We start from the raw sequence: 17,620 nt of genomic DNA on the forward strand, positions 1-17,620 counted from the left end.
GCACCGTGACGCCATCGTTCGCCGGGCATCGGTGCCGCGTTTAGGGTTGTGCGGTGTCAGCAGAAAACGAAGGTAGAGCTGTGCCGCGGACGGTTGCGCTGAAAGTGCAACTGGTCGCCCGAACCGAGTTCGTTCCGCCCGTCGACATTCCCTGGGAAACCGACGCGGACGGCGGGCAGGCATTGGTCGAGTTCGCCGGTCGTGCCTGCTACCAGAGCTGGTCCAAGCCCAATCCTCGGACCGCGACCAATGCGTCGTATCTGCGTCATCTGCTCGACGTCGGACACCTGTCGGTTCTCGAGCACGCGAGCGTGAGTTTCTACATCACCGGAATCTCGCGATCGTGCACACACGAACTGATCCGGCACCGGCACTTCTCCTACTCGCAACTCTCGCAGCGATTCGTTCCCGAACACGACGCCAACGTGGTTCTTCCACCGGCTGTCGAAGGCGATCCCGAGCTCGAGGCGCTGTTCGCGTCTGCGACCGAGGCGAGTCGGGCGGCCTACACCGAACTGCTCGGTGCGCTGGAGGGGAAACTGGAATCGGTCACCAACGCCGCTCTGCGGGGTAAGCAGGCGCGGCAGGCGGCTCGGTCGGTGTTGCCGAACGCGACCGAGACACGCGTGGTGGTGAGCGGAAACTACCGAGCATGGCGGCATTTCGTGTCGATGCGCGCCTCCGAGCATGCGGACGTGGAGATTCGACGCGTTGCCGTCGAATGTCTGCGTAAGCTCGTGGGAGTGGCTCCCGACGTGTTCGGCGACTTCGAGATCTCGACGCTGCCGGACGGTACGGAAGTCGCCCGCAGCCCGTTCGTGACCGAGGTCTGAGTACGAGGTTCGGTTGCGGCGTAGACCGGGTATGGCTGGACCTTGTCGGCGGGGAGTCCCGCTGCGCGAGAGTGGGCAAAGCACCGGGTAATCTGCTGCCATGACCTACGGTGACGCCGCTCCTTCCGTTGCGCCTGTGTTCGGTACGGTGCTCACCGCGATGGTGACCCCGTTCACAGCGGACGGCAAGTTGGATATCGATGCGGGCGTTCGGCTGGCACATCATCTCGTCGAGCAGGGCAACGACGGACTGGTTCTGGCCGGCACAACGGGCGAGTCGCCGACCACCACCGAGAACGAGAAGCTCGAACTGCTCCGCGCGGTGATCGCCGCGGTCGGTCATCGGGCACGCATCATCGCCGGAGCCGGCAGCAACGACACCGCACACAGCGTCGAGCTGGCCCGTGACGCCGCCCGTGCAGGCGCACACGGTCTTCTGGTCGTCACCCCGTACTACTCCCGCCCGCCGCAGGCCGGTCTGTACGCGCACTTCACCGCGGTCGCGAACGCCACCGACCTGCCCGTGATGCTCTACGACATTCCGCCGCGGTCGGTCGTTCCCATCGAGACCGAGACGTTGCGTCGACTCGCCGAGCATCCACGGATCCTCGCGGTCAAGGACGCCAAGGGCGATCTGAACGCAGGTGCCGAACTGATCGCGTCGACCGGGTTGCAGTTCTACTCCGGCGACGACCCGCTGAACCTGCCCTGGCTCTCGGTCGGAGCAACCGGCTTCGTCAGCGTCATCGGCCACCTCGTTCCGGCTCGCCTCCGCGAGCTGCACACCGCCTTCATGATGGGCGACATTGCGCGTGCTCAGGCGATCAACGTCAGCCTCATTCCGGTCATTCGTTCGGTCGCGCGCCTCGGCGGCGTCAGCGCATCGAAGGCCGGCCTTCGCCTCATCGGAATCGATGTCGGCGAACCACGACTTCCCCAGGTGCCACCGAGCATCGACCACATCGAATTGCTCGCAGCGGAGCTGCGGGCGGCAGGAGTTCTTGTATGACACGACCGAACAGATCGCGCGGACGCGCAACCCGAAACGCCGGACCGCCGTCCGAGCGGCCGGCCCCCGCACAGGGCCGACCGTCAGGCGCCCGCCAGGGCAAGCCGATGGTGCAGAACTCGGCGCGGACTCAGCGTCCCGACAAGCGGCGCGAGTTCGATCCGACACAGCGACTCGGAACTCCGCCCAAGGCACCGTTCAAGGGCCTGCGTGTGGTCGCGCTGGGTGGTATCGGCGAAATCGGCCGCAACATGACCGTGTTCGAGCACCAGGGCAAGTTGCTGATCATCGACTGCGGCGTGCTCTTTCCCGAGGACCAGCAACCCGGTGTCGACCTGATCCTGCCCGATTTCCGGCACATCGAGAACCGCATGGCCGACGTCGAGGCCGTGGTCCTGACGCACGGCCACGAGGATCACATCGGAGCAGTCCCGTTCCTGCTGCGCCTGCGGCCCGATCTGCCCGTCGTCGGATCGAAGTTCACGCTCGCCCTGGTAGCGGCGAAGTGTCGTGAGCATCGGCTGCGCCCGAACCTCGTCGAGGTCATCGAGGGTCAGCACACGCAGCACGGCCCGTTCGATTGCGAATACTTCGCGGTGAACCACTCCATTCCCGATGCGCTCGCCATCGCCATCAGGACCGATGCCGGGCTGGTGCTGCACACGGGTGACATCAAGCTCGATCAGCTGCCGCTCGACGGTCGTCTGACCGACCTGGCCGGCTTCTCCCGGCTCGGCGACGAGGGTGTCGACCTCTTTCTGGTCGACTCCACCAATGCCGAGGTGCCCGGATTCGTCACGCCGGAACGCGAGATCGGCGGAGTACTCGACACCGTCATCGGCAAGGCGAAGCAACGCGTCATCGTTGCGTCGTTCGCCAGCCACGTGCACCGCATTCAGCAGGTCATCGACGTCGCCGAGCGGTACAACCGCCGCGTGGCGTTCGTCGGCCGGTCGATGGTCCGCAACATGCAGATCGCTCAGGATCTCGGCTACCTGCGTGTGCCCGACGGTCTCGAGGTCAATGTCGACACTGCCGCAACGCTTCCCGACGACCGGTTGGTGCTGATCTCCACCGGTTCGCAGGGCGAGCCGTTGTCGGCGCTGTCCCGGATGGCTCGCGGCGAGCATCGACAGATCAACGTCAAGGCGAACGATCTCGTGGTGCTGGCGTCCTCACTCATTCCCGGCAACGAGAACTCGGTGTTCGCGGTGGTCAACGGCCTCGCCAAGCGGGGTGCGACCGTCGTGACGCAGCAGAATGCGAAGGTTCACGTCTCCGGCCATGCGTCGGCGGGAGAGCTGCTCTACCTCTACAACGCCGTTCGGCCCACCAATGCCATGCCGGTGCACGGCGAGTGGCGTCACCTGCGCGCCAACGCGGCGCTGGCCAAGGCGACGGGCGTACCCGAGGAGCGAGTGGTGCTGGCCGAGGACGGCGTGGTGGTCGACATGGTCGACGGTCTCGCCGAGATCGTCGGACAGGTGCCTGTGGGGCACGTCTACGTCGACGGCCTCTCTGTCGGTGACGTCGGCGATTCGACGCTGTCCGACCGACTGGTGCTGGGCGAGGGCGGTTTCATCGCGATCAGCGTCGCCGTCGATTCGGCCACCGGTCGTGCAGTGACCGCGCCCGAGGTGTCCGGTCGCGGATTCTCCGACGATCCGGCTGCACTCAAGGAAGCCGGTCAACTCGTCGAGTCGGAGTTGCAGCGTCTGGCGTCCGACGGCGTGTCCGATACGCACCGCATCGCGCAGGCAGTGCGTCGTGTCGTCGGTCGGTGGGTGGCGGACAAGTATCGCCGCAAGCCGATGATCGTTCCGACGATCATCGCAGTCAAGCCGCAACCGCAGTCGAACTAGGCGCTCCCACAGCCGAACTGGACGCGATCGTCTAGACGAGCAGTCGCCAGAGTCCGATCAGACCGAGGACGACGATGGCGCCGCGCAGGGCCGCCGGCGAGAGCCGGCGGCCGTAGCGCGCTCCGACGGCTCCACCGATCAGCGAGCCGACCGCGATTAGTCCCGCTGCCTGCCAGCTGATGTCGTCGAAGCGAAAGATCGTGTACGTCACCGCTGCAACGACATTGACGACCAATGACAGAAGATTCTTGGCTGCGTTCATCCGCTGCATGGTCTCGGGGAGCAGCGCTCCCATCACCCCGATGAGCAGGATGCCTTGTGCGGCAGTGAAATAGCCGCCGTAGATGCCGACCAGCAGAGTGCCGCCGGTGACCAAGGCCATCCGGGTACGGCTGATGTGGTTCGCGGCCTTGCCTGCGGCTTCCGATCGCCGTTTGGCCCAGGCCTGGATTCTCGGTTGTGCGACAACGAGAATCAGCGCGCCGATGAGCAATACCGGAACCACTGCGGCGAACACGGTTTCGGGTAGATGGAGCAGCAGCCAGGCACCGCCGAGCGCGCCCAAGAACGAGGCAGGCAACTGCCACCGCAGTCGATGCCATTGTCCACGCAACTCTCGGCGATAACCCCACGTACCCGAGACGCTTCCCGCCACCAGGCCCACCGCATTGGACATGGTGGCGACCACCGGGGGATAGCCGAATGCGACCAACGTCGGAAACGTGATCAGCGTCCCGGAACCGACGACGGCGTTGATGGCTCCGGCTCCGAGTCCGGCGAGCAGGATGACGAGAATTTCCGATACCGGCACTGTTGGGAGGCTACCGACGCCGCAGGTGCATCGAACATCGGGGAGTGTGGGGCGGCGGGATGCCGTCGGATCGCTCGGGACGTACCGTGGACCGCGTGAGCCTCGCCCAGGATGAACGTTCCCAACTGGTCCAGACCCTTCTCGACGTGGGTCCCGATGCGCCGACGCTGTGCGGAGAGTGGACCGCAGCCGATCTGGCGGCGCATCTCGTCGTCCGGGAACGACGCCTGGACGCCTCGCCCGGCATATTTCTCTCTCCGCTCGCGGGGTACACGGAGCGCGTCCAGCGATCCGTTGCGAACAAACCGTTCACGACGGTAGTGGAGGACATACGGACGGGGCCGCCCATGTGGTCGCCGTTCGCACTGCTGGACCCCCTGATCAATCTCGGTGAGATGTTCGTTCATCACGAGGATCTCCGCCGGGCAGGCGAGAGCTGGACTCGACGAGTGTTGCCGGCCGCGGTGGAAACGCGCCTGTGGCCGCAAGTTCGGTTGATAGGCCGGGCCGGACACCGTTCTGCGCCGATTCCGGTTCACGTCCGCACCCCGGACGGCCGCACGGCCACGTTCAAGGGTGGATCGGGCCCGGGCGTGACCGTGGTGGGGGAGCCGTCGGAACTGCTGCTCTACGCGTTCGGGCGCGATCAGATCGAGGTGCTGTACGAGGGTTCGGCGGACGACGTGGCTGCCGTGAAGGCACTCGATCTGAGCTTCTGACACATTCACCCCCGCTGTTACTGGTGTTGCGGATGGTTTCGACGGGGCTGTTGCGACTAGCCTGAGGGCATGGCAGGAAAGACCAGCACCTCCACCGCCAGAGCCGGATCCAGCGGATCCGGCTCCTCGCGCGCGTCCGGCACCGCCCGTAAGTCCGGTGGCGGGCGTACTGCGCGCACCGTGACGACGCCGAAGAAGCCCACCGCGCCGCGCAATCCCGCGACGTCGCGTGCGAACGCGTCCTCCCGCGGTAAGGCCCCTGCCAGGGGTGCGTCGACGTCTCGGCGGCCCGCGGCGAAGAAGAAGTCACGCGGTGCCCTCGACGCGATCGGGCGAGGTATCGCCTCCACCTGGTCGATGGCAGCACGCGGAGTCGGTGCCACGACGCGGACGGTGAGCAAAGCCGCCGACATCGAGCACGGCCACCGGCGGGACGGGATCGCCCTCGGACTGATCGCCGCCAGTGTCGTCATCGCCGCGAGTGTGTGGCTCAGCGCCGGGGGACCGGTCGGCGAATGGATCGAGGTGGGTATCCGCGCCGTCATCGGTGGAGCCGGCTACGTCGTGCCCGTGCTCGGAGTCGCCATCGCCGTCGTTCTGATGCGCTCCGAACCGCATCCCGAGGTACGGCCGCGACTTGTTCTGGGATCGATCCTGCTCGGCCTGCCGATCCTCGGACTGTGGCACATGGCCGCAGGCTCACCGACCGACGCCGCCGGCCGATCCGAGGGCGCAGGCTTCGTCGGATACGTGGCAGGTGGACCCATAGCCGACGGCCTCACCGTGTGGCTGGCCGTGCCGTTGTTGCTGCTCGCCGGCCTGTTCGGAGTGCTGCTTCTCACCGGCACCACCGTGCGCGATGTACCCGATCGGATGCGTGCACTGTTCGGCACCGACAGCCGCGGCGACGAATACGACGAGTACGACCCGGCCGACTTCGGCTCCGAATTCGGTGACGAGGGCTACGGCGACTACGACAGCAACTTCGACGCCGACGGCTACCCGGTCCACGGAGGCGCGGACCCCTACGACAACTACCCGACCGAGGAATACATCCCGGTCGTCAAGCCGTCACGCGCGCGCAAGACCCCGCCGCCCGAGGCTGCCACCGAGGTCATCGCACCCGCCGCCGCTGTCCCCGCACCTGCTCCCGAGCCGGTCGCGCCCCCGCGGCCGAAGCCCAAGCCGATCGTGAAGGCGGCCGAACCGAAACAGCCGGCCGAGGACGACAAGATCGTCGTCGATCGCGTCGTCGACGGGGATTACACGCTGCCGTCGCTGTCGCTGCTGATCGACGGAGATCCGCCCAAGACCCGCAGCCAGGCCAACGACGCCATGATCGAGGCGATCTCCGAGGTACTCGAACAGTTCAAGATCGATGCCGCGGTCACCGGTTTCACCCGCGGCCCCACGGTCACCCGCTACGAGGTGGAGCTGGGCCCCGGCGTCAAGGTCGAGAAGATCACGGCACTCGCACGCAACATCGCCTACGCCGTCGCCACCGACAACGTTCGCCTGCTCGCGCCTATCCCTGGCAAGTCCGCGGTCGGTATCGAGGTGCCCAACTCGGACCGTGAGATGGTCCGTCTGGCGGACGTGCTCACTGCGCCGTCGACGCGTAAGGATCACCATCCGTTGGTGATCGGACTCGGTAAGGACATCGAGGGCGACTTCGTCAGCGCCAACCTCGCGAAGATGCCGCACTTGCTGGTGGCCGGATCGACCGGTTCCGGTAAGTCGAGCTTCGTGAACTCGATGCTCGTCTCGCTGCTCGCACGGGCGACCCCGGACGAGGTTCGGATGATCCTGATCGACCCGAAAATGGTGGAGCTGACGCCCTACGAGGGAATTCCGCACCTCATCACCCCGATCATCACGCAGCCCAAGAAGGCTGCCGCGGCGCTGGCCTGGCTCGTCGAGGAGATGGAGCAGCGTTACCAGGACATGCAGATCAACAAGGTCCGTCACATCGACGACTTCAACAAGAAGGTGCGGTCCGGCGAGATCACCGCACCACTGGGCAGCGAACGCGTCTACCGGCCGTATCCCTACATCCTGGCCATCGTGGACGAGCTGGCCGACCTGATGATGACTGCCCCGCGTGACGTCGAAGAGGCGATCGTGCGGATCACCCAGAAGGCGCGCGCCGCCGGCATTCACCTGGTGCTCGCCACCCAGCGTCCTTCGGTCGACGTCGTGACGGGCTTGATCAAGACGAACGTGCCGTCGCGTCTGGCCTTCGCCACGTCGTCCCTGACCGACTCCCGCGTCATCCTGGACCAGCCGGGTGCGGAGAAGCTCATCGGTATGGGAGACGCGCTCTTCCTGCCGATGGGTGCGGGCAAGCCGACGCGTCTGCAGGGTGCGTTCATCACCGACGAGGAAATCGCCGCCGTCGTCGACTTCGCGAAGAACCAGGCCGAGCCGGAGTACAACGAGACCGTCACCGCTGCGAAGGTCTCGGACAAGAAGGACGTCGACCCGGACATCGGCGACGACCTCGACGTGCTGTTGCAGGCGGTCGAACTGGTCGTGACGAGTCAGTTCGGTTCGACGTCGATGCTGCAACGCAAGCTTCGAGTCGGCTTCGCCAAGGCCGGGCGATTGATGGACCTGATGGAGAACCGCGGAGTGGTCGGCCCGAGCGAAGGCTCGAAGGCCCGCGAGGTACTCGTCAAGCCCGACGAGCTCGACGGTTTGCTGTGGTCAATCAAGGGCGGCGACCCGGACGAGCAGCCCGCGTCGGAGGAGTTCTGACCGCTTCCCGGCCTGGGTGAATGGATCACTGCAGCCGTCTCGGCGGTGCAGTGGTCCATTCACGCGAACGGGGGGGGAGTGGGGCAGATCAGGACGTGAAGGTGCCCATGACGGGCGTCCATTCGTGGAAGGTCGCCGACTCGATCAGGTTCTCCACCGCGAACGGGTCTTGCGCGAACAGCTTCTCGACGGTGGCAGCATCCGCGCCCTCCACCAGCAGGAGCGCACCGCTGCCGTCGGCGTACGGTCCACTCGACACCAGAGTTTTCCGGTCTAGTAGGTCGGCCAACCAGGCGCGGTGCGCTGCGCGGTGGGTGTCGCGTCCGTCCGTGGTGGCGGGTGAGTAGGTGTAGCTGACGGCGATCAGGGGCATGGAGCTCTCTTCCGGATTCGAGGGGTGATCCCGGAATTCTGTCAGAGCGACAGCAGCATCCGCGTGTTGCCCAGAGTGTTCGGTTTGACGTAACTCAGGTCCAGGAACTCCGCCACGCCGGTGTCGTAGGAACGGCACATTTCCGCATAGACCTCGGCCGTCACGGGGGTTCCGTCGATCTCGGCGAACCCGTGTCGAGAGAAGAAGTCCACCTCGAAGGTCAGCACGAACACTTTCTGCAGCGCCAGATCACGAGCGACCTCGATCAGTTTGGCGACGATCAGGTGGCCTGCGCCGTGCCCCTTGGCGGCGGGATCGACGGCGACCGTGCGAACCTCGCCCAGATCGGCCCACAGCACATGCAACGCACCGCAGCCGATGATCTCGCCGTCACGCTCGGCGATCCAGAACTCCTGCACCGCCTCGTACAGGGTGACGAGGTTCTTCTCGAGCAGAATGCGTCCGGCGTAGATGTCGATCAAACGCTTGATCTCGGGGATGTCGGAGGTTCTGGCTCGACGCACGACGAGGGTGCCGTCGTTCGCGGAGCCGAGGTCCGCGATGTCGGATTGCACGTCGGATTCGGGGTCTGCGATGTCGCGACTCGCCCGATTCGGCCCAGAAGTCATGGGGTGAACAGTAGTCAGTACCGCAACCGATAAACTTTTCGTGTGTCGTTCAGTGAGCTGTGTCCCCGTCTCGGCGGATCGGTGCTGCGCCGAAGCCGACACACCGACCGGTACGTCGTCGACGGCGCGCGGTTCTGCCGATGAGCGGGCCGGTGACGCCCGATCACGGCGTTCCATCCAGTGGCGAGATTCCGGGCAACCGTCCCTCCGGTGCTTCGGTCCCACGTGATTCGGGACTGCCTCACGGCAACGCTGTCACCGGTGGTCCGGACGAAGTGCCGTTGCTCAATATCGCGAACGTCCTGACGGTGCTCCGAATCGCACTGGTGCCGGTCTTTCTCGCGGCACTGTTCGTCGGTGACGGCCACGACACATCCTGGCGGCTGGCGGCAACCGCGATCTTCGCTGCTGCTGCCATCACCGACCGGATCGACGGTCAGTTGGCCCGCAAGTACGGTCTCGTCACCGATTTCGGGAAGATGGCCGACCCCATCGCGGACAAGGCTCTGATCGGTGCCGCGCTCGTCGGACTGTCGATGTTGGGCGACCTGTCGTGGTGGGTGACGGTGATAATCGGTGTGCGGGAAATCGGCATCACCGCGGTGCGGTTCGCCGTCATCCGCCACGGAGTGATCCCCGCAGGGCGCGGCGGCAAGGTGAAGACTCTGGTGCAGACGTTCGCGATCGGGGTGTACCTGTGCCCGCTGCCGAGCGTGTTCGACCCGGTCGCGGTCGCCTTGATGGCGCTGGCGGTACTGCTCACCGTCTACACCGGTATGGACTACGTGGTGCAGGCCGTTCGTCTGCGCCGAGGCGTGTCCTCCGCGTGAACTCGTCGGCGGGCTACAGTCGTGGTGGCCGTGTCGCAGCTGTTTCGGCGCGTGTCGCAGTGAACGGGCATATAGGGTCGGGAACCAATCGGACCGACTGGGACGTTGAACATCGTGACGGCTCCGGACGAACGAGATGTGAACGTTGTCGTCTCGACGGCACAGCCGTCGGCACGAACACCAACGAGGAGGAGCGAGATGGCGCTGCTATTGCGTGAAGCACTCGGCGACAGTTTGCGGCGTACTCGCGTCGCACAGAGCCGAACCCTGCGTGAAGTCTCGAACACCGCACGCGTCAGCCTCGGATACCTTTCCGAGGTCGAACGCGGTCGCAAGGAAGCGTCGAGCGAGCTCCTCGCTGCGATCTGCGACGCCCTCGCCGTCCCGCTCTCGGACGTCATGAGCGATGTCAGTGTGACACTGTCCGACGCCTCGACCGCCGCCGCGCGGCTCGACGAGGCGGCGGTCGCCACCCGCATCGACGGCGATACTCGCGTCGTGATTCCGGCACCTGCTGCCAGAGCACTCGCCGCCGCCTAAGATCGGAAAAGTACCCAGTTTCCACTCCTGACCCAGACCACGCACCCGACTTTCACAGCACGGACAGGTTCATTTCGGTCACTGCGAGAGCAGCCGACCCGTACGCGGCCACCGCGGCGCAACAGATGGAGGCAGGACCACCCCATGGCTAATCCTTTCGTCAAGGCCTGGAAATACATGATGGCGCTCTTCAATTCCAAGATCGACGAGAAGGCCGACCCCAAAGTTCAGATTCAGCAGGCGATCGAAGACGCACAGCGACAGCATCAGGCTCTGTCCCAGCAGGCCGCGTCGGTCATCGGTAATCAGCGCCAGCTCGAGATGAAGCTCAGCCGTCAGCTGGACGAGGTCGAGAAGCTCAACGCGAACGCGCGGCAGGCGGTGACGCTGGCCGATCAGGCCGCCACTGCAGGCGACATCGAGAAGGCCACGCAGTACACGAACGCAGCCGAGGCGTTCGCAGCACAGCTGGTGACCGCCGAGCAGAGTGTCGAGGACCTCAAGGTCCTGCACGACCAGTCCTTGCAGGCAGCCACCCAGGCGAAGAAGGCCGTTGAGCAGAACGCCATGGCTCTGCAGTCGAAGGTCGCAGAACGCACCAAGCTACTGAGCCAGCTCGAGCAGGCGAAGATGCAGGAGAAGGTCAGCGAATCCCTGCGGTCGATGGACAGCACGCTGTCCGCGCCCGGCAACACCCCGAGCCTCGACGCGGTGCGCGACAAGATCGAACGTCGCTACGCAGATGCCCTCGGATCGGCAGAGCTGGCCCAGAACACCGTGTCGGGTCGCATGATGGAGGTTCAGCAGGCGTCGGTGCAGATGGCGGGTCACAGCCGCCTCGAACAGATTCGTGCATCGATGGCAGGCGACTCGTTGCCGTCGGGCAATGCCGCGGCGAAGCCCTCGATCTCGAAGTCCCCGGACGCGACGCCCGAGCCGCCGGCTCAGGCATAGATCGAGCCGGCGAACAGCTCGGACGTCCGACAGCAACGTCGACATGAACAGTAGAGAACACGAATCCGGCCGGTCGCGTAAGCGGCCGGCCGTTTCGCTCGATCGCGAGGCCGTGACCGCAGCCGTCACCGAGTCCGGTGCCGTGGTCAAATCTCTGGCGGAGTCCGCTCGGAGTGTCGGGACCTCGATTCTCGACGCCGCAGGGCGCCGAAGGGATCCCCGCGTCAAGCACCTGAAGAAAATTCGCCGCGCCAGACGACGCGGAATCAGGTTCGGTGCCGCGTCCACGACGACGGCCGTGGGAACTGCGGGGATGGCCGTGCTGTCGGCACCGGAGTGGACTCTGTTCGTGGGCGGCGGTAGTGCTGCGCTGATGGCCGTCCCGGCCGCATTCGCGGTGACGCGGTTGCGGCGTCTTCGAGCGCAGCCGGTGCCGGTGGGACTACCGACCAAGCGCGTGTTGCCTCAGCGCGGATCTGCCGCGTACGAGTCGATGACCCGACTGGCCGGTGCCGAGCAGAGTCTGTTCGAGCTACTGGGAATCCTGGCGAGGTCCGAGACGATCGGTGCCGAGGACGTCGAGGAGATGATCGGGGTGACCTCCGACGCAGCCCGCGGCCTCGAAGGAGTCGCCGTCGACATCGCCGCTCTGGAACGTGCGGGGGCGGCAAGCGCTGTGACCCGCGAGCACCTGCGCGGCGGAATAGCCTCGGCTGCAGCCGAACTCGCCACCGGTGTCGATCAGTACGAGCAGCTCGTGGCCGCGGCCGCGCGGATGACCGGACCGGCAGGATCGGCGTCGACGACGGTCGTGGAATCGCATCGACGCGAGCTGCTGTCGGCTACGGATCGACTGCAGGGGTGGGCCGAGGCGCTCACCGAACTCGACCAGATTCGGTCGCGGCACCGCTGAGACAATTCAGGGTTCACCCCGATGTGTTCGTCGCGCGCGAGTGCCAGTATCGAAGTACGCGAAACGACACGGTGCGCGGCGACACGGTAGGAGCACTCATGTTCTGGAAAGTACTGGGATTCATCGTTCTGATCTGGATTGCGCTCGCGCTTCTGGGCACCATCATCAAGGGTGTCTTCTGGCTCGTGGTGGCCGGCGCGATCGTGTTGGGCCTGGTATGGCTGTACAAGGCGATCTCCTCCGACAACGATCGCTCGTCGCTGAAGTTCTGACGCGGCGGCTCGGTCACCCGCGAGCCAAGGGATCCTGATTCACGAACACCCGAAGTGCCCGCGGCACGCAACGCGCGGTGACAGGTAGTTCGGCGACTCGCTCACCGTCCGCATAGGCGACGATTCCGTCGCATCGCAGCGTGACCTGCGTCGAGGTGTAGGTGTCCACCTCGGGCCGGTCGATGTGTGTTCCCCGGTAGAGCGTGGGGGACAGTCCGAGCAGTCGAGTCCGGCTCACCCCTCGGATGACGGTGACGTCGAGAAGCCCGTCGTCCACGAGCGCGGCGGGGCACACGACCATCCCGCCACCGTAACTTCTGCCGTTTCCGACAGCGACCAGGGTGGCGTCGAGACGAAGCTCGGCATCGTCCAGTTCGATGACGTACGGCAGCTTTCGGAGGGACGCCAGCTGAAGCATCATCGCTGCGTTGTACCGCAGCGGTCCGCGTGGCCAGCGCAGTCGCTTGGCCCTCTCGGTGACCAGCGAGTCGAAACCACTGGACAGGACGGTGGCGAACCAGCGCTCGCCGATCCGTCCGAGATCGATTGCGCGGGTGACGTTGTCGGCGACGATGTCGGCGGCGTGAACAGCATTGCTTCGAGGCAGTCCCAGAGACCGTGCCAGATCGTTGCCGGTACCGGCCGGGATCAGGCCCATCGGGACGTCGGTGCCGGCCAGTACTTGGACGACGAGATTGACTAGCCCGTCGCCGCCGACGGCGACCACCGCGTCCGTACCGCTGCCGACTGCCTTCTCGAGCAAAGTCAACGCATCCCCGGGTGTGCGGCCTTCGATGGCCGTGACGTGAAGTTCACGCTCCCGCAGTCGAGCCACGGCGCACCGTCCGGCGTGCCCCGCGTGCCCACCGCCGGCCATCGGATTGGTCAACACCGTCACCGATCGGGTCATGCTCGCAACGATTTTTCGATCACATCGATCAGCTTGCCAGGGTCGACGATTGCCGTGGTGGTGACCGAGGCGATTCCTGGTCGAATGCCCCCGACGCAGATTGCGCATGCGTGTTACCGGCGATCTTCGGGCCCGATGTGCGTGTAACCGTGAGGTACTGTAACGAAATAGACTGTTACTACGCGTAATACGGTCTTTTTGTCCGAATCGAGAAAGGTGGCACGTGATCGAGCAGCCGGCGTCGAGTCCTGTCTCGTCGGAGCAACCGCAGTCGTCGTCCGTGACCGCTGCTCCCGAGAAGTCGGTCGAGAACACCGTTCTCGACGCGGCCCGGTCCTGCATCCTCGAACACGGAGTCAAGCGCACGACCTTGGCCGAGATTGCGCGTCGCGCCAAGGTCAGCAGGCCCACCGTGTACCGAAGATGGGCCGATACACGAGCTGTGGTGTCGAGCCTGCTCACGCGAGAGATCGGTGCCCTGATTCCGAGCTTCGACGCTTCGGCACCGGCTCGTGATCAGCTCGTGACTGCCGTGGGTGACGTTGCCGACCGCATTCGACTCCATCCGCTTTTCGTGAAGATTCTGCGTTCCGATTCCGACGTGCTCGCCACGTACATTCTGCATCGGCTCGGAACCAGTCAGGCGTTGATCATCGATGCACTGGCTTCTCTGGTCGTTGCCGGACAACGTGATTCCTCGATTCGTGCGGGGGATCCCACCACTCTGGCCACGTTGGTGTTGCTGATGGTGCAGTCTGCGGTCCAGTCCGCGGAGATGGTGTCCGAGCGGGTGTCCGGTGCCGAGGTGACACGCCAGATGGCGTTCGCCGTCGACCGTTACTTGCGACCCGAGGGTGCGTGAACGAGGCTGCGTCTTGACCTGACCGCCCCTCTCGCGACCTGATCTCGGCACACGTCGAGCGGTACGGCTCGAGTGTGGCACGCTGGGTCGGTGCGAGTAGCAGTGGTGGCCGGGCCCGATCCGGGGCATGCCTTTCCGGCGATCGCCCTGTCTCTGCTCTTCCGCGCGGCCGGCGACGAACCGATCCTCTTCACCGGTAGCCGCTGGGTACCCGCCGCGCACGCCGCGGGCCTGCGAGCGCTTCCGCTGGGTGGACTCGCACCGCGGCCGGAAGACGACGATCTCGATGCCGGACAACGGATCCACTCTCGGGCGGCGTTCGTCTCGACCGAGTTGCTACCCGACCTCGAGCGGGAGAACGTCGATCTCGTCGTGTCCGACATCCTCACCGCAGGGGGTGGCATGGCCGCCGAGCGTCTCGGTATCCCCTGGGTCGAACTCTCGCCCCATCCTCTGTATTCGCCCTCGAAAGGGTTGCCTCCCATCGGAAGTGGCTTGGCTCCGGGTATCGGGATTCGGGGCAGGCTGCGCGATGTGGTGATGCGCGCGTTGACGGCACGCTCGATCGCTCAGGGGCGCGTACAGCGTTCCAACGCACGGACGAGCATCGGGTTGCCTGCCGAGGACCCGGGCCCCGCTGCTCGGCTCGTTGCCACCATTCCCGCGCTCGAGGTGCACCGTCCCGACTGGCCGGCGGAGGCGCACGTGGTCGGCCCGCTGCTGTGGGAGCCGACGGACGACCTGCTCGATGCTCCCGACGGCTCGGCACCGCTGGTGATGGTCGCGCCGTCGACCGCCTTCACCGGTGCGGAAGGAATGCTCGAGATGGCGCTGAAAGGGTTGGACGGCAAGGGGGTGCGGGTCGTGGCCTCCGTTCTCGACGGAGGTCCCAACGCTCTCCCGAGCTGGGCGAACGCAGGCCTCGGCCGCCAGGACGAACTGCTGCGCCGTGCCGATGTAGTGGTATGCGGCGGTGGCCACGGCATGCTGGCCAAGTCTCTCGTCCACGGCGTTCCGGTGGTGGCCGTCCCCGGCGGTGGTGATCAGTGGGAGCTGGCGAATCGGGCCGCCCGGCAGGGGAGTGCGGTCATCGTACGACCCCCGACGCCGACCTCGATCGCCGACGCGGTGGCCACGGTGCTGTCCGATCCGCGTTTCGCTCGGGCAGCGGGGGCGGCGGCGGACGGGTCGCAGTCCGTCGAGGATCCGGTGTCGGTGTGTCGTCACGTGCTCGCCCGCAGCGGTCCACGGAGCGGGCGCTAGGGTTGTCGTTGTGCGTCTGACCGAATTTCGTGAACTCCTCACCGAGGAGTTCGGCTCCGTTCGAGGAAACTCCCTGCTGGCCGATCATGTGTTGTCCGGCATCGGTCGCACCGGAGCGCAGGCCATCGAGGACGGCGTCGACCCGCGAGAAGTGTGGCGCTCGATCTGTTACGAGTTCGACGTTCCGAAAGAGCGCTGGTAGTACCGCACCGGTCCGGTCGATCTTTTCCGGCGTGTCGAAAGCCGAGGTAGTTGACTCGAACACGTGTTCCCCTATGCTGATGTCAACGGTTGCTGAGCGGTCTCGAGAAACTTCTTGTCGGTACCCCGTTCTAGCGTTACCGACGACAAAGCTGATCGATACGACACAGCTGAACGACACGACACAGGGAGCTCACGATGGCTGCATACGATCGCGACAAAGCGCTCGATCTCGCACTTGCGCAGATCGACAAGAACTTCGGCAAGGGCTCGGTGATGCGCCTCGGTGACGAGGTCCGACAGCCCATCGCCGTCATCCCCACGGGATCGATCGCGCTCGACGTGGCACTCGGCATCGGAGGGTTGCCGCGTGGACGTGTCATCGAGGTCTACGGTCCGGAATCCTCGGGTAAGACCACCGTCGCCCTCCATGCAGTGGCCAGTGCTCAGCGAGCCGGCGGCATCGCTGCCTTCATCGACGCCGAGCACGCTCTGGATCCGGACTACGCGAAGAAGCTCGGCGTCGACACCGATGCCTTGCTGGTGTCGCAGCCCGATACCGGTGAGCAGGCTCTCGAAATCGCCGACATGCTGATCCGATCGGGTGCTCTCGACATCCTCGTGATCGACTCGGTGGCGGCATTGGTACCGCGCGCCGAGATCGAGGGTGAGATGGGCGACAGCCACGTGGGTCTGCAGGCCCGCCTGATGAGCCAGGCGCTGCGCAAGATCACCGGTGCCATGAGCAACTCGGGCACCACCGTCATCTTCATCAACCAGCTGCGCGAGAAGATCGGCGTCATGTTCGGCTCTCCCGAAACCACCACCGGTGGTAAGGCATTGAAGTTCTACGCCTCGGTTCGCCTCGACATCCGCCGCATCGAGACCCTGAAGGACGGAACCGATGCCATCGGTAACCGAACCCGGGTCAAGGTGGTCAAGAACAAGGTTGCACCGCCGTTCAAGCAGGCCGAGTTCGACATCATCTACGGCAAGGGCATCAGCCGCGAAGGCTCGTTGATCGACATGGGCGTCGAGCACGGCTTCATTCGTAAGTCGGGTTCGTGGTTCACCTACGAAGGTGACCAGCTCGGTCAGGGCAAGGAGAACGCCCGCAAGTTCATGCTCGAGAACCCGGACGTACGGGACGAGATCGAGAAGAAGATCATGGAGAAGCTGCAGATCGGCGCGGACGTCACCGCAGAGGAGCCCGCAGCTGCTCCGGTCGACTTCTAACCTGTTGTCGCTGTGCAGCAGCGAGACGAAGGCGGCGGCACCGAGGCGCAGGCGAAAGATGTCTGCCTTCGGTTGCTGACCGACCGAGCGCGAAGCAGGCACGAACTCGAAGCGAGCCTGGCCAAGAAGGGTTTCACCGCAGAGATCGCGAACGCCGTTCTCGACCGGCTCGAGAAGGCCAAGCTGGTCGACGACGAATCCTTCGCTCAGCAGTGGGTCCAATCCCGGCACAAGTACTCCGGCAAGGGCAAACGTGCATTGAGCATGGAGCTCCGCAACAAGGGAGTCAGCAACGAACTCGCTGTGGATGCACTCGATCTGATCGATGCCGACGACGAGCGTCAGCGCGCAGCCGAGTTGATACGCAAGCGATTCCGCACGCTGCAGTTGCCCGATCCCAGCGGACCCGATGCTCGAACCGAGCGAGACAAGGTTGTGCGCAAGCTGGTCGGCATGCTCGCCCGCCGCGGCTACTCGCAGTCGATGGCATTCGCAGTGGTCAAAGAGCAGCTCGACTGCGCAGGTGCCGATACCGAAGACTTCGACGGCCCCGACTCGATGTGATCGTCCACCTCGAGCCGGTGCCGTCGAGAAACAGTAAGGCCCGCAACACCATCGGTGTTGCGGGCCTTACTTGTCGAGGGCC

At 65.3% G+C, this 17,620-nt stretch carries 19 protein-coding genes; 15 read left to right on the forward strand and 4 right to left on the reverse strand.

Annotated features, from left to right (window positions below; all coding sequences use genetic code 11):
* Positions 1-80: 80 nt before the first annotated feature.
* From thyX to R3P95_RS02140, 3 genes are all read left to right on the forward strand, one after another.
* Complete coding sequence (gene thyX, locus R3P95_RS02130) at positions 81-833, forward strand: FAD-dependent thymidylate synthase (RefSeq protein ID WP_068050707.1); 753 nt, start codon at positions 81-83, stop codon at positions 831-833.
* Positions 834-933: 100 nt separating this feature from the next.
* A complete protein-coding gene (dapA, locus tag R3P95_RS02135) occupies positions 934-1,842 on the forward strand; it encodes a 4-hydroxy-tetrahydrodipicolinate synthase (RefSeq protein ID WP_032377140.1) in 909 nt (302 codons plus the stop codon).
* A 107-nt stretch (positions 1,843-1,949) separates the two neighbouring features.
* On the forward strand, positions 1,950-3,704 hold the full coding sequence (locus tag R3P95_RS02140; RefSeq protein ID WP_149406055.1) for a ribonuclease J: 1,755 nt from the start codon (positions 1,950-1,952) through the stop codon (positions 3,702-3,704).
* A 31-nt stretch (positions 3,705-3,735) separates the two neighbouring features.
* On the opposite strand, the gene R3P95_RS02145 is transcribed toward R3P95_RS02140, so the two are convergent.
* Positions 3,736-4,515: a sulfite exporter TauE/SafE family protein gene (locus tag R3P95_RS02145; RefSeq protein WP_094614466.1), complete on the reverse strand. Its 780-nt coding sequence runs from the start codon at positions 4,513-4,515 to the stop codon at positions 3,736-3,738.
* Positions 4,516-4,610: 95 nt separating this feature from the next.
* Here R3P95_RS02145 and R3P95_RS02150 point away from each other — a divergent pair, with 95 nt between their 5' ends.
* Both R3P95_RS02150 and R3P95_RS02155 read left to right on the forward strand, forming a co-directional pair.
* The gene (locus R3P95_RS02150; RefSeq protein ID WP_188078630.1) at positions 4,611-5,234 is read left to right on the forward strand and encodes a TIGR03085 family metal-binding protein; all 624 of its coding nucleotides are present in this window, start codon (positions 4,611-4,613) and stop codon (positions 5,232-5,234) included.
* A 69-nt stretch (positions 5,235-5,303) separates the two neighbouring features.
* A complete protein-coding gene (locus R3P95_RS02155; RefSeq protein WP_317547210.1) occupies positions 5,304-7,991 on the forward strand; it encodes a DNA translocase FtsK in 2,688 nt (895 codons plus the stop codon).
* An 88-nt stretch (positions 7,992-8,079) separates the two neighbouring features.
* On the opposite strand, the gene R3P95_RS02160 is transcribed toward R3P95_RS02155, so the two are convergent.
* Both R3P95_RS02160 and R3P95_RS02165 read right to left on the reverse strand, forming a co-directional pair.
* Positions 8,080-8,364 (reverse strand): YciI family protein, encoded by a 285-nt coding sequence (locus tag R3P95_RS02160; RefSeq protein ID WP_149405924.1) that lies wholly within the window; start codon positions 8,362-8,364, stop codon positions 8,080-8,082.
* Positions 8,365-8,405: 41 nt separating this feature from the next.
* Complete coding sequence (locus tag R3P95_RS02165; RefSeq protein WP_262498345.1) at positions 8,406-8,993, reverse strand: amino-acid N-acetyltransferase; 588 nt, start codon at positions 8,991-8,993, stop codon at positions 8,406-8,408.
* A gap of 140 nt (positions 8,994-9,133) precedes the next feature.
* On the opposite strand from R3P95_RS02165, the gene pgsA reads away from it, so the two are divergent.
* From pgsA to R3P95_RS02190, 5 genes are all read left to right on the forward strand, one after another.
* Positions 9,134-9,823 (forward strand): CDP-diacylglycerol--glycerol-3-phosphate 3-phosphatidyltransferase, encoded by a 690-nt coding sequence (gene pgsA, locus R3P95_RS02170; RefSeq protein ID WP_394855244.1) that lies wholly within the window; start codon positions 9,134-9,136, stop codon positions 9,821-9,823.
* 198 nt (positions 9,824-10,021) lie between these two features.
* Positions 10,022-10,363, forward strand: a complete 342-nt coding sequence (locus R3P95_RS02175; protein ID WP_032397883.1) for a helix-turn-helix domain-containing protein — start codon at positions 10,022-10,024, stop codon at positions 10,361-10,363.
* Between the two features lie 144 nt (positions 10,364-10,507).
* Complete coding sequence (locus R3P95_RS02180) at positions 10,508-11,317, forward strand: PspA/IM30 family protein (RefSeq protein WP_068050702.1); 810 nt, start codon at positions 10,508-10,510, stop codon at positions 11,315-11,317.
* Between the two features lie 43 nt (positions 11,318-11,360).
* A complete protein-coding gene (gene pspM / locus R3P95_RS02185; protein ID WP_262498344.1) occupies positions 11,361-12,230 on the forward strand; it encodes a phage shock envelope stress response protein PspM in 870 nt (289 codons plus the stop codon).
* A gap of 98 nt (positions 12,231-12,328) precedes the next feature.
* Positions 12,329-12,502: a hypothetical protein gene (locus tag R3P95_RS02190; RefSeq protein ID WP_179276638.1), complete on the forward strand. Its 174-nt coding sequence runs from the start codon at positions 12,329-12,331 to the stop codon at positions 12,500-12,502.
* A 13-nt stretch (positions 12,503-12,515) separates the two neighbouring features.
* Here the strand turns inward: R3P95_RS02190 and R3P95_RS02195 are convergent, their stop codons facing one another.
* The gene (locus R3P95_RS02195; protein ID WP_149405923.1) at positions 12,516-13,412 is read right to left on the reverse strand and encodes a diacylglycerol kinase; all 897 of its coding nucleotides are present in this window, start codon (positions 13,410-13,412) and stop codon (positions 12,516-12,518) included.
* Between the two features lie 280 nt (positions 13,413-13,692).
* On the opposite strand from R3P95_RS02195, the gene R3P95_RS02200 reads away from it, so the two are divergent.
* From R3P95_RS02200 to R3P95_RS02220, 5 genes are all read left to right on the forward strand, one after another.
* On the forward strand, positions 13,693-14,274 hold the full coding sequence (locus tag R3P95_RS02200) for a TetR/AcrR family transcriptional regulator (protein WP_149406050.1): 582 nt from the start codon (positions 13,693-13,695) through the stop codon (positions 14,272-14,274).
* Positions 14,275-14,364: 90 nt separating this feature from the next.
* Positions 14,365-15,537 (forward strand): glycosyltransferase, encoded by a 1,173-nt coding sequence (locus R3P95_RS02205; RefSeq protein ID WP_149405922.1) that lies wholly within the window; start codon positions 14,365-14,367, stop codon positions 15,535-15,537.
* A 10-nt stretch (positions 15,538-15,547) separates the two neighbouring features.
* Complete coding sequence (locus tag R3P95_RS02210; RefSeq protein WP_027496833.1) at positions 15,548-15,739, forward strand: DUF3046 domain-containing protein; 192 nt, start codon at positions 15,548-15,550, stop codon at positions 15,737-15,739.
* 197 nt (positions 15,740-15,936) lie between these two features.
* Positions 15,937-16,974, forward strand: a complete 1,038-nt coding sequence (gene recA, locus R3P95_RS02215) for a recombinase RecA (RefSeq protein ID WP_008716921.1) — start codon at positions 15,937-15,939, stop codon at positions 16,972-16,974.
* A 12-nt stretch (positions 16,975-16,986) separates the two neighbouring features.
* Positions 16,987-17,538: a regulatory protein RecX gene (locus R3P95_RS02220; RefSeq protein ID WP_149405921.1), complete on the forward strand. Its 552-nt coding sequence runs from the start codon at positions 16,987-16,989 to the stop codon at positions 17,536-17,538.
* The last annotated feature ends 82 nt before the right edge of the window (positions 17,539-17,620 follow it).

It is taken from the genome of Rhodococcus cercidiphylli (assembly GCF_033042225.1).
Lineage (GTDB): Bacteria > Actinomycetota > Actinomycetes > Mycobacteriales > Mycobacteriaceae > Rhodococcoides.